Source organism: Runella sp., assembly GCF_027484545.1.
Taxonomy (GTDB): Bacteria; Bacteroidota; Bacteroidia; order Cytophagales; family Spirosomataceae; genus Runella.
On sequence record NZ_JAIXST010000293.1, the window covers coordinates 1 to 11,875 of the forward strand.

Consider the following 11,875-nt stretch of genomic DNA (forward strand, 5'->3'; position numbering starts at 1 on the left):
CGTTTCGTCAGCAGCCAATAGATAAACTTTATCCGCTTGGTAAAGGAAAGTCTTAAATAGTAACAAATTGACCATAAGCCAATTGATGTCTTTTAAAGCGTAAAATCGCTGGATTGTCCGATAACTCAAAGAACTCATGCGTGCCACTGATAAGGTAGTCACGGGTCTTGATAAACTCAAAACACTATCAACAATGATGACAAAATATGTTACTGTAAATAATTTGTGCAAACTATATTAGGCAGGTATTTTGAAATATGCGGTTGCGATGGCAAGATTTCGAGAACCTTTTGGGGACCAAGCCATTGCCCTTCGTTTTTGCCTTTTTGAGACAATGATGTCATTTTGTTTCTCCGTTCGCCCACTACCAATTATCTTTCCTGCGGTTTTTCTTCTGTCATAATCTATGATGTAGCCTTCATTTTTTTCTATATACCCCACTAATTCATCTCTTTTAAAGCTATTTTTGGCAACCATGAACTTCAAAACAAGCACGGCCGGTATTATCTTGCCATGCCATAAATAGTTAATAATCAAACTACTACACTCTTCTTTGAGTGCTTTACTTGTGGCTATTTGTGACATTAACTGATGTACTTTTGTTTGAAGATGATACCAATCCAAAATATGTACAAGTCCTTGTCCAAAGATTTCCTTGTTTTCATTTTTAATACTCTTGGCTCCATCGCTAATTGCCACAATAGGCAGGCTTTTAAGTTCACTTCCATAAGCTAATAGCACTTCCGATTGTACTAACTTTACAGTATCAATCCCCTCACAGGCAATGATGGTCTTGTAGGTATCTTTATGGGATATACTGCTTTGTAACATCATAATATCTGTGGTTGTACGTTCTTTCCCGCTCTTTTTTATACCATCTCTGAGAGATTTTTGCTCACTTACACAAACCCCGTCGGAAAGAAATATTATCTCGGCAGCTGCCGGGTCATAGATGTCCACCTTTTTTGATTCACAACTATATCCAATTAATTCACAAGCACTTATCTGTTGTTGCTGTTGGTGTTTTACCCCTTGGCAATACTGCTCCACAAGATGAAAAATACGTTGGTCACTTAGGCTATCATTGCCCATTAACTTTCCTAATAAATGTGAGGTCTCTTCATAGCTTAATAAGCTGGCATACTTAAGACCATAGGCTCGAACTAACTCACTTTCATAATGAGCCGATAAGTCAGAATCACTTACTCGAAGCCAGTTCGTACTTTCTCCATCTATTACATATTTCCTTACTCGAAAAATAAATGACCCATTTATGGTTTTTATTTTTACTTTTTGATAGCCGCGTACCCCTTTTTTTTATCATTGTTTTGTGCCGAACTTAGCAAATCATTCGTTAAATCTCCTAAGATTTGTGGGCGTAATTCCTCTATTTTTCCCTCCATTTCTCCCAACTTTTTCAGGCTTTTTCCTAAATCATAACTCCGTGTATTTATTCCTACTCCTAAATCGTCTGTGAGGATAATTTTCATCGTTGCCATATAAGTATAGTTTTTTCCTGAATTTAATCATTTTTGCACAGATTATTTACAGTAAGCAAAATAGTCCTCTTGCGCAGAGCCGACCATAATGCCCGGAGCTTTTGGTCTGCCAACGACATTGGAAAATACAGCCCTTGGACCTTCTTCACCTGCAAAGCCAGCCTTCACATAGCTTGAGCCAATTTCAATAATCACGTGCGGTTTGTTTTGATCGTCCATAATCTTTCTGTTTTTTATTGTTAGTAATGGTTAAACTGTTAAACGGTTCTGTTTTGTGCCCAACGGTTGTATGGAGGCTGCCCTGCCTTGGCTTTGAGCGCCGGGCATGGGCCGCGTAACCGAGCACGCAAACCGTTGGGCGGGATTGTTGCTGTTCAAATACACCCATAGGGAGGGGGGAGGCTACCTTATGACTCCATCTTGGTTGGCTCCGTCAAGGTTGGCTTCGTTCTTAAGTTCAGTGATGTTTTGAAATATCATAATCATTTTTGCTTACGCTTATCGCGTTGTAAGTTTTTGGTTGCGCCTTTCTTTTTCCAAAACGGGTGGATTCAGGAACTTCCGTTTTTACAGATTGCGGTAAAAGTACCCTATTCCAGAGGGTGTGTCCAAATTGCGTTCATGTACAAAGTATGTACAAATTGGGGGTCAGACAGTTTTGGGCTATTTTGGGGCCTTAAAAAGCGACCCTCAAGTCTCCCTAAGCTTGAATGAACGCGAAAGCTATCCAACTAATTGGGAGTACCAAAGCGGAGGGGTGTTCGGGTAGTGCCCCTTTTTGTTTTTGCCCAGAGGGATGCTGCACCGCATCTTCTGATACAGCTCCCATCTGGCACAATTCAGATGAGGTGATTTTTCAAATTGACAAATGCATCAAACTTGTTTGAGTTGCCACACGTGACCATTTTCCCTACAAAGCAACGTATCCCTGTGGGTATGCCCACAGGGCAAACGCATTAAAATTCTTGCTGCGATATAACATCATCATCAAGTCCTCGGAATCCCGCAAATTTACTGGATTTTTTTATGAAAATAAAACCAAAGCATGCTACTTTGTGGTGTTTTTCTATAGCGCAAAGGATGCGGAAGGAAAATGGCTGAACTTGCGGCTATAAACTGTCCTGACTTTTACGAAAATGCTGATTCAGAATGTTTGATTGATTTAATGTGGACAACTACTTAAACAGCACACCGCAATGAAGCAGATAGTCCTTTTGCTTTCGTCCATCTTGTTTGTTTCATGCGTTTTGAAGTCAAATGACTACACCAAAGATGACATCGAACCTGCGGCTGAAGCGTTTCTTTCGCATGGATGGATCAACAAGTACCTTGACAAAGGCCAGCATGCCCTGTTTCCAGCGTCCTGTTTTCAGGACATCAAAAAAACTGTTCCTAAAAAATGGTGGCGGTTTGCCCTAGAAGGCCTCTATTACCATTTGCCGGAAAAACCCGACGACGGCTCGACTGATACCTGGCTCACCACAGCAGATTCCATCCTATTGGACAAAAATGTACATGCCTTTGTACAACTGATCTTTGGTTCAAGACTCTGTTCTTCGGGGAAGTATGACGATGCATTGGTTCGTTTTCAAGAAAGCTATCAACTAAGCCAGCTCAGCGGTCAGCTCTTTCGAGCCAACGATGCCCGACGATATATGGCGCGATGCTACCTGCTCAAAGGCGAATACCCCATTGCCATTGAAATACTCAATGAAGTATTTGAGTTTTTGAAGGATAAATCAGATTTCTTTCATCAAGTGCGGAAATTTGAGACCATGCTTCAACTGTCCTATGTGTATAATTCCTGTGCGGAATACGAAAAAGCACTGTACTGGAGTAAAAAAGCATTCCATTACGTTCGAGAATTTGATCATCCTGGGCAGGAAGTAATCGTCGAAGAGAGAATGGCAACAATTTTTTTGAACTTGAACATGCCCGACTCTGCATTTTTGTTGTTAAAAGAAGCCCAAACCCAAAGGCTTGCCTTTCAAATCAAGCATGACACTGCCAGCGGCCAGTACCTCTTTGGCAAAACCCTTTTTATGCTGGGGCGATGCCAGGAAGCATTGCCGATGTTGAAACGCGCCGAATCTGGCAACCTTGAAAATGCCAACGGGCTTAAAATTGCGGAGATAAAAACCGCCATTGCCGACTGTATGCAGCTGTTAGGCTCCTCCGACTCCGCGATGCATTACTACCGACAAGCACTGACCCTGAGTCCGGTACAATCCAACCAGGCAAAGATTCACCACAAGATTGCTGAACTTTACTCACTGAGGGGCCAGTATCAACAGGCGTTGTACCACCACCAAATGGGTGCCCGCTGTTTCAGCGATTTTTTCAGTCCTGAAAAAGACCGGACGCTGGGAAAAATAGAAGCTTACAGTACGCTCGATTACCAAAAAAAGCACATTGAAAATCTGAAAAAAAACCGCAACAATCAGCGGTTTCTGCTTGTCTTTTTGGGTTGTTCTTTGCTCATCGGGAGTGGCTTTGTATTGATCTTGTCACATCGCCAAGGCCAGAAACGACGGGATTTGGAAAACCAGCAGGTGGTACAACAACAGTACCTGGAAAGGGTCAGTGTGTCTCTCAACCAAAAAGATGCTGAATTGAGCGAAGCGCAACATTTGTTGGCCTTAAAAAACCAGCTTATTCAGGCCCTGGAACAAAAAACGGGTTCCTCAACATTGGATGCACCAATACGGATGCTTACAAAAAAAGACTGGTTGACTTTTCAGCAGTCCTTCGAAACCCAATTTCCTGATTTCATCTCGCGCCTAAGGGCAAGGTTTGTCCTGATTTCCGGTACCGATATACGCCTCTTTATTCTGATCAAAATTGGCGTCGACAGCCGAAGCATTGCTGATATTTCGGGCATTTCAGTCGAAAGTGTTTACCGTGGCCGTACCCGCCTACGCAAAAAACTGGGGCTGGACAACTCCGAGAATCTGGAAACTTTTATTGCGTTGTTTTCAATGCCTCAAGTCCTAACCTAATGCTTCAACCACGTAGTGGTGATGTTTTTGGTCACAACTTGAGGCATTAAGATCACTTTATCAGCAGCTTGCGAATAACACCATAGTCAAGTTCGTCGAAATCACTTACGGTCAAATCCTTTTGGAGTCCGTCAAAAGCTTGTTGTATCTCACCTTTAATCATCTTACCCGACATTTTTCTCCGGACGGGCGTAGCCTCCGGAATCCACGTGATTAGTAAAATTTTCACTGTTTTTAGAGGTGGTTTTTCATGGGTTTCATAATTAAAAGGCACAATAAGAAATACCAGGTCATCTTTTGGCAATTGAGCAACAATATCCTGGTAAGAGGTATTGACATCTGCTTTACTAAGCAATAGTACATCCCGATTATTGCTATCCAGTGTTAAAAGCAATGCACTTGCATCATGGTTTGTTATCATCGAATTATAGCTGTCAATGATGTTTTGACTTATCATACTCATTTTTGCTTACGCTTATCGCGTTGTAAGCTTTTGGTTGCGCCTTTCTTTTTCCAAAACGGGCGGGTTCAGGAACTTCCGCTTTTACAATTGATTGCGACAAAAGTACCCTATTCCAGAGGGTGTATCCAAATTGCGCTCATGTACAAAGTATGTACAAATTGGGGGGACAGACAGTTTTGGGCTATTTTGGGGCCTTAAAAAGCGACCCTCAAGTCTCCCTAAGCTTGAATGAACGCGAAAGCTATCCAACTAATTGGGAGCATCAAAGCGGAGGGGTGTTCGGGTGATGCCCCTTTTTGTTTTTGGTTGTGCCCAACGGTTGCATGGATGCTGCCCTGCCTTGGCTTTGAGCGTCGGGCATGGGCCGCGTAAGCGAGCATGCAAACCGTTGGGCGGGTTTAATGGCTGTTCAAATACAGCCACAGACGGGGGGTAGGCTACCTTATGGCTCTATGACTCCATCAAGGACCCCCTCAGGCCTGACTCCTCTAAGGTTGGCTTCGCTAAGGAAGGCTCCGTTAAGGTTGGCTTCGCTAAGGTCGGCTCCGAAAAGGAAGGCTTCGCTAAGGTCGGCTCCCCTAAGGTTGGCTTGTTGGCTAAGGCGGCGTCCGCTAAAGTCTCTTACACCTGCGGCGTATGCCGCCAATAAATCTTGTGCTGTCATGTTATTTCTATTGCCCACGAATAACGCTTCGCTTGGCAGTGCTGCGCCCTACTAGTTTCCCAAAGGGGTCTCTACACTTTCTGCAAAAGCGTCAGCAGCTTTCTGTCCAGTTTTTGGCCTTGAAAATTTTCGTAGTCAACGTCTTTTCTTCCGGAATTAAGCAAGCCGAAGGAGCCGTCAAATTCCCATAACGCAAAGCCAATTCCGTTTTCACTCAGAATGCCAAGCAAATCGCCGAACCATGCTAAAAATACGTTATGAGGCGTTTTGTTAAAACAGCCGCATTCGCCGCAGTGAACACCCGTACCACTGTTTTTGAGGTCAATCCAAGGTTGGAATTTGTCTTCCAGCATTTTGCGGCTTAGGTATTGATCACCCACTTGTCCAGGCCAAACGGGGACGGGCAGGCTCTCCGGGTCTTTGTACACCCAAGAGGCTTTGTAATGCGAGATAATGGAAGGCGAATAGCCTCGGCAACTTTGGCCCACTTCCAAATCGGAAATACCCGTAATCACATCATTACCGACATTATTGCCATCGGCAATGATCAGGTGTTTTTTGTTCACGCCTTTGATGGTATTGTAGGCCGCCAAAATCAGCTTGCGGTACATTTCGGGTTCTAACTTGGTCTTTTTGCCCAATTGGTCGTTCATGTCGTCGCGCCAACTCGGTTCGTTGAGGAGGTCAAAACTGATTTTTTTGGAAGATGTATCTTTGAATTTTTTCGCCCAAAATTCCCAATGATAGCAGAAGTCGCTCAGCGCCTGCTCGTTGGTCCACAGGTTGTAAGGCTCCACAAAACCGGCATTGATGCAATAGCCCGGCGCGCGGTGGAGATTGAGCGAAACGTGGTGATTGTATTTTTGTGCCCAATAGACCAACTGCTCAATGCGGTCGGTCATTTGGGTGTCTATGTTTCTGATTTCGTCGATTCGGATGTTTTTGGAACGGTCAAATTTCAGATAGGCCGGGTACGCCATCGGAATTCGGACAAAATCAAAGCCCCAATCTTCCATCCATTTGAAATATAGTTCGGGCGTTTGTGGGCGACTTTTGGCCGGGTCGGGCGAAAAGAAATCAAGGACGTTGAAGCCTTTCCATTGAGGCAATTTGTTCTTTTTCTTACCTTCAAAATTCAACCCTTCGCTTGATAGGGCGGCCGTAGCCAGCGAGCTGTTTCTGATAAATGTGCGGCGATTGATGCGATTTTCCATTGTTTATAGTATTCAATCATTTTTGTGGACACAGAGTTACTCAGTGTTTAACTGCTGCGGCGGACCGCTCTGTGCCACCGCGACGGCGGACCGTTCTGTGTCCAAAACGAACCCTCATTCAAACTGAAAAGCAAAATACGTACACGAGCTTTTGCTTGTGTTTTGAAGACCGTGCGGGACGTTTGAGTTCAGGAAAATAATATCACCCACTTTTGAGTCATGCCATACGCCATCAATGGTTTCCTTGGCTTGGCTATCGGCTTCGCCTTCCTGACTATTGACCAACAACAAAATCTCGGCGGCCGGGTGGCGGTGCGCGGGGTGGCTCATCCAATTGCCCGTGAGGGTCGTTACGTGCATTTCAAAACGTTTGCTCATGCTCGTTGGGCGGTCGAAAAAATTCCTTCTGCCTCCTTTGTCATGGCCTTTGAATTCGGTTTCGTCCCAATTGAGCAACAGCGAACCGCCCGCGGTTTTGCCGCGTTCAATGTCAAGCGGCGCGACTGAATTGAGTTGAAAAACATAGTACGTAACGGGTGTATCGGTGTTGTTGACCACACTGCGTTTATCGCCCGACATGATGAGGGCAATGCCTCCGGGCTTCAATTCTTTGGTTTTGCCTTCTACAGTTACGGTCAGCACCCCTTCTTTTATAATGAGAAGCTCTTCATTCTCTTGGGTATACTCACTGTCGCGCATTCTACTTTTGGGATTGACGGTCGTGGCGTGTACTTTGAACAACTTGAAATGAGGCGTTGTCCCTTCCAAAATGGGACGGGCTTCGCCTTTTGTTCGTTTTACCACTTCCAAATCTGGCCATTTGTAGACTTTGGAAGTAACGGGCTCAGTGGCCTGCGAAAAAACAAGATGGCTTACCAGAAATAGGGAGAAAAGTAGCTTTAGCATGGTTGTATTGATTTACTCAATCCGTTATCGTTTGTTGACCTGCTCAATGTAAATGGTCCGAATGAGCGCTTCCCCTTTGATAAAGCCGCTGCCAAAAGTGGTGTCATATTCTTTGGTGAGGTTTTTCGCAATGATTCCATCCAGTGAGGTGTTGGCTTTTACTTCTTTCCTGACGGCATCGCGAAGCGCCATCACGGCATCGCGTACGGTCCGATAATCCTTTTTGGTCGCCAAATCTCCGTGTCCGGGAATGATGACGGTTTCGTCGTCAATGAGGGTCAGCGCCCGTGCTGCGGCATTGAGCCAGCCATCCACCGATCCGCCAGAATTGTTGTCAATAAACGGAAACCGATCTTTCATAAAGCAGTCGCCGGTGTGCAAAACGTTGCTTTGTACTAAGTAAAACAGCACATCGCCGTCGGTGTGAGCATTGTCTACGTGGAAAAGGAGCACATCCTCGCCGTTGAGGTGCAGCGTCATTCCTTCTTTGTACGTAATCACCGGCCAAGCGGATTCGGGCGTAGGCTTGGGTTTTTGTCTGAACCGTATTTTGGTTGTATCGACTGCCATGCGTGCGCGGACGTTTTCGTGGGCAAAGATGGTCGCGCCCATTTTGGCAAAGTTTTCGTTGCCTCCCGAATGGTCGCCGTGGTAGTGGGTATTGAACAGAAATTTAACCGGCCCTTTGTTGACGGCTTGAATGGCTGTGTTGATTTTTTCGGACAAAGGGGCAAATTGGTCGTCAATCAAAATATTACCGTCTTTTCCCGAAAGTAACATCATGTTACCCGCCCCTGTCCATTGGAGCAAATGAATGTGGTTTTTGATTTTGATGGTGCTGATAGAGGCAGTTTCAATGTTGGGCTGGGCCATCACTCTGAAACTTAAAAGAATAGTCAGTAAGAATAGAGTCTTTTTCATGTTTGGTAATGGGTTTAGTGAGTTGCTTAGGCTTCTGTTTTATGAATTTCTGGCCATTATTCCTTTTATCACTTCTTTTTTTTCGGGACTGTTTTTGTTGTTTTCCGAAATATTGCTGAGCAAGGCTACGGTCACGTTATTGCCCTCAAATTTGACGGTGAGTTTATCGCCGTGTACTTGGTCCACAAACTTAAAATTGATCTGTAATGTGTTGTCATCGAGCCAAGTAGCGGTGCTTGCGATACGAGAAGGTATCACAATCGAATTGGCGGAGAAAGGGTTTTTGCGTTTATTGGGATTTGCTCTCCATTTTTCCCACCCAAAACCCACTTTTTCCACGCCATTGCCGTAGTTGACGCGCAAAACACCCGCATCTTCAAAGAGTCCAAAGCCGATTTGAGTAAGGCCAAACGCATTTTTTTCTACATTGAACACTTTATCGCTGTATTTACTCATCAGGGGCGATGACATTACCCCCTGTGATTCAGGACTTTTGCGGGGAAGCGAGGCGATGATGTCTTTGCCAAATAGGTCAATAGACGACAAAACTCCTAAACCCACGGCCCCAAAGCCTGTGGTTTTAATAAAATCCCGGCGATTTGTTTTCATGTTGAAGAGGTAGATTATGGGAGGGGTACCATATAAGGCATATAAGTAAATATAAGACGTTATCTATCAGCTATTTTGAAACTTATATGGCCTTATATTTCTTATCGGTACGCCAACGCGGTGGTTCGATGTATTACTGTCCTACTCTTTCGTATTTCAGCATCTTGCTTGCCCAAGGGATAAAATGCTGAAAGTTAGGTTGGTCGGTGTGGCCGCCGCCGTGTTGCCTCCAAGACAGTTGTCCGTCGTGCATAGAGGTAAGCATGGGCGGCATTTTTTCTTTCAGGGGATCGTTTGATACTCCTAAGTCTTTTGAGCCCAAGAGTTTATAGGCTGCTCCAGCGGCAATCGTTGCCATGTAACTGCCTTGTTGGTCAAGCCATTTAGCATCGCCTTTTTCAGGGATACCGTAGCTAACGTAGCAAAGACGCGGCGCGCAAAGCGCAATCAATTCGTGAGAATCTACCGACAAATCACAGCCCGTTTTTTTGCCAAAACCAGATTCTTCAGTGCCGTATTTTAAGTAATTTCCTGCCATCCAATGATACTCGCCACTGCCCGTCAGGCTTTCGACGGCTTCACCAAATACCCGGCGGTGCAAGGTAGTTCCGCCTTTGCCTGATGAGCCAATTAAGCCTATAGCAAAACGCGGTTCAAAAGCCAAGGTCACCAAAGCCGCTTTTCCGTAGCGGGAAACACCTTCGATGCCTACTTTTTTAGCATCTACGGCGGGGTCGGTCTCTAAATAATCTAATCCTCTTGCGGCACCCCACGCCCAAGCCCGGAGCGAACCCCAATCGTCGGTTTTACGGTATTGACCTTTGTTGACCAAGCCAATGATTCCTTTTGTAAGTCCGCCGCCATTGTCCGCCTGAACACTTGTAGGATCAATGGTGCAATAGCCCCAGCCGGCAGCTAATAATTGCTCGCTACCCGGGGAATCGCCGGTGGGAAGCGGGGCGAAAAAATTAGGAAGTGATGCGCGAGAAACAGGGCTGTAAGCGGGGTATTTATCAAAAATAGCTTTCATTTCGGGATTGCTTTTGATCAGCATCTCTTTGAAAGCCGCGTTGATTTTCTCAAAGTCGTCGTTGTTGGGTTGAGCAGGGGAGGGGAAAGACGGGCGACCAAACATCATCAACACGGGTACCGGGCCTTTTACGTTGGAAGGAACCACCAACATCATGTTGATCTCCACTTTGATGGAAGGATAGCCGCTGTTGTCCACATGTCCTGTCAATTTTTTGGCCACTACAGGAATACGTCCCACAAATTCATTGTCAACGGCCTCTACTTTCCAGGTTACTTTTGGGATGCTTTTGGGTAGTCTGCCGTACACTTCGCGTTCAAATTCTTCAATAATTTCGGGGCGACGCTGACTCCACCACACATCGGCGGAGGTTACTTTATTGCCATTTTTCAACGTAAGTATATCGGGTAAAGCAGGGCAGGGGTTGGCCGTTGATTCGTCGTAATTGGCCTGATTAGGTGCGGATTCATTGCCGCTTGGGCCAGGTCGCAGGGTTTTGATGCCCAACTGCTGCTTCATGTTGGAATGGTCGGCGGTGGTGAGCTTATTGAGGCTGTCGCGTTGGGCAGCCGTGAGGCCAAATTGAGCAAAAGTAGAAAAAGGAAGAATGCTAAAGAGTAGGAGTTGTTTTAAAGCTTTCATTTTCAGAGAATTGAAATTTCGGTATTTTCTATGCTTTTGCTCGGTACATCAAGTAAGACTATCAGACGGATACTACTGTTGGTTATTTGTACGCGTCTATCGTCTGAATAGTCCCGTCGGGATTATATTTCAATTCTGTCACTTTTACGTTGCGGAGATGCGTTTTGCCCGACAGTTGCACGTCGTGGTAAAATAGATACCATCGGGGGACGCTCCCCTTTCCTTTAAACTCTACGATAGAATGGTGATTGGTCCAGCCTTCGACGGGTTCGAGCACGATTCCTTTGTACGTAAACGGTCCATAAGGATTGTCACCAATGGCATAGCAGATGTTATGAGAATCGCCGGTGGAGTAAGAGAAATAGTACTTGCCTTTGTACTTATGCACCCAAGCCGCTTCAAAAAAACGTTTGTCGTTTTGGTCTTCCGTAAGCAGCTTACCGTTGCTGTCCACGATTTTGATTTCTTTTACTTCTTCCGCAAAACTTTTCATATCGGGAGCAAACTTAGCCATGCGCGGCAGTCGGGCTACTTCGCCTTTTTTAGGATTGGCTGTTTTTCCTAAATAGGTATTGCCCTTCCAACGCTGGAGTTGACCGCCCCAAATTCCTCCGAAATACAGGTAATAACTGCCGTCAGTATCCTGAAAAACGGTAGGGTCCATGCTGTAGCTGCCTTTGATGGGGGTCGGTTCAGCTTTGAATGGACCTTCGGGCTTTTTGCTCGTGGCTACACCAATACGAAAAATGTCTTCTTTGTCTTTTACGGGAAAATAAAGATAATACGTTCCGTTTTTATAGGCGGCATCAGGTGTAGGGTGATTGCATCAAGTGTTAAGTTGGTTTAACAGGGTTTTAAGGTAAGCATCGTCGCGAGCGGCTTTCTTTCGCTTACGAGCCAAACTCATTTCAGTCGGCTCTCGCTTTAA

At 45.2% G+C, this 11,875-nt stretch carries 11 protein-coding genes and 1 pseudogene; 1 reads left to right on the forward strand and 11 read right to left on the reverse strand.

The window, feature by feature from the left end:
- Nucleotides 1-237 precede the first annotated feature (237 nt).
- The 3 genes from Q0081_RS26280 to Q0081_RS26290 form a co-directional block, all read right to left on the reverse strand.
- The gene (locus Q0081_RS26280) at nucleotides 238-1,092 is read right to left on the reverse strand and encodes a hypothetical protein (protein WP_298360651.1); all 855 of its coding nucleotides are present in this window, start codon (nucleotides 1,090-1,092) and stop codon (nucleotides 238-240) included.
- 194 nt (nucleotides 1,093-1,286) lie between these two features.
- Nucleotides 1,287-1,499, reverse strand: a complete 213-nt coding sequence (locus Q0081_RS26285; RefSeq protein ID WP_298360653.1) for a hypothetical protein — start codon at nucleotides 1,497-1,499, stop codon at nucleotides 1,287-1,289.
- A gap of 42 nt (nucleotides 1,500-1,541) precedes the next feature.
- Nucleotides 1,542-1,718, reverse strand: coding sequence for a hypothetical protein (locus Q0081_RS26290; RefSeq protein ID WP_298360655.1), 177 nt, complete (start codon nucleotides 1,716-1,718; stop codon nucleotides 1,542-1,544).
- Between the two features lie 977 nt (nucleotides 1,719-2,695).
- Here Q0081_RS26290 and Q0081_RS26295 point away from each other — a divergent pair.
- On the forward strand, nucleotides 2,696-4,498 hold the full coding sequence (locus tag Q0081_RS26295; protein WP_298360657.1) for a tetratricopeptide repeat protein: 1,803 nt from the start codon (nucleotides 2,696-2,698) through the stop codon (nucleotides 4,496-4,498).
- Nucleotides 4,499-4,550: 52 nt separating this feature from the next.
- Here the strand turns inward: Q0081_RS26295 and Q0081_RS26300 are convergent, their stop codons facing one another.
- The 8 genes and pseudogenes from Q0081_RS26300 to Q0081_RS26335 form a co-directional block, all read right to left on the reverse strand.
- A complete protein-coding gene (locus tag Q0081_RS26300; protein ID WP_298360659.1) occupies nucleotides 4,551-4,955 on the reverse strand; it encodes a cofilin family protein in 405 nt (134 codons plus the stop codon).
- 448 nt (nucleotides 4,956-5,403) lie between these two features.
- Entirely contained in the window at nucleotides 5,404-5,625 is a 222-nt protein-coding gene (locus tag Q0081_RS26305; protein ID WP_298360661.1) for a pentapeptide repeat-containing protein, read from the reverse strand.
- Between the two features lie 71 nt (nucleotides 5,626-5,696).
- Nucleotides 5,697-6,839 carry a glycoside hydrolase family 5 protein gene (locus Q0081_RS26310; RefSeq protein ID WP_298360663.1) on the reverse strand — a complete coding sequence of 381 codons (1,143 nt, stop codon included), beginning with the start codon at nucleotides 6,837-6,839 and terminating at the stop codon, nucleotides 5,697-5,699.
- Nucleotides 6,840-6,953: 114 nt separating this feature from the next.
- Nucleotides 6,954-7,745, reverse strand: a complete 792-nt coding sequence (locus Q0081_RS26315; RefSeq protein ID WP_298360665.1) for a cupin domain-containing protein — start codon at nucleotides 7,743-7,745, stop codon at nucleotides 6,954-6,956.
- A gap of 24 nt (nucleotides 7,746-7,769) precedes the next feature.
- Nucleotides 7,770-8,666, reverse strand: coding sequence for an MBL fold metallo-hydrolase (locus tag Q0081_RS26320; RefSeq protein ID WP_298360667.1), 897 nt, complete (start codon nucleotides 8,664-8,666; stop codon nucleotides 7,770-7,772).
- A 39-nt stretch (nucleotides 8,667-8,705) separates the two neighbouring features.
- Complete coding sequence (locus Q0081_RS26325; RefSeq protein WP_298360669.1) at nucleotides 8,706-9,275, reverse strand: twin-arginine translocation signal domain-containing protein; 570 nt, start codon at nucleotides 9,273-9,275, stop codon at nucleotides 8,706-8,708.
- Between the two features lie 133 nt (nucleotides 9,276-9,408).
- Complete coding sequence (locus tag Q0081_RS26330) at nucleotides 9,409-10,947, reverse strand: acetylxylan esterase (protein WP_298360671.1); 1,539 nt, start codon at nucleotides 10,945-10,947, stop codon at nucleotides 9,409-9,411.
- Between the two features lie 82 nt (nucleotides 10,948-11,029).
- A pseudogene (locus Q0081_RS26335) lies at nucleotides 11,030-11,758 on the reverse strand (family 43 glycosylhydrolase); the annotation flags it as partial.
- Between the last annotated feature and the right edge of the window lie 117 nt (nucleotides 11,759-11,875).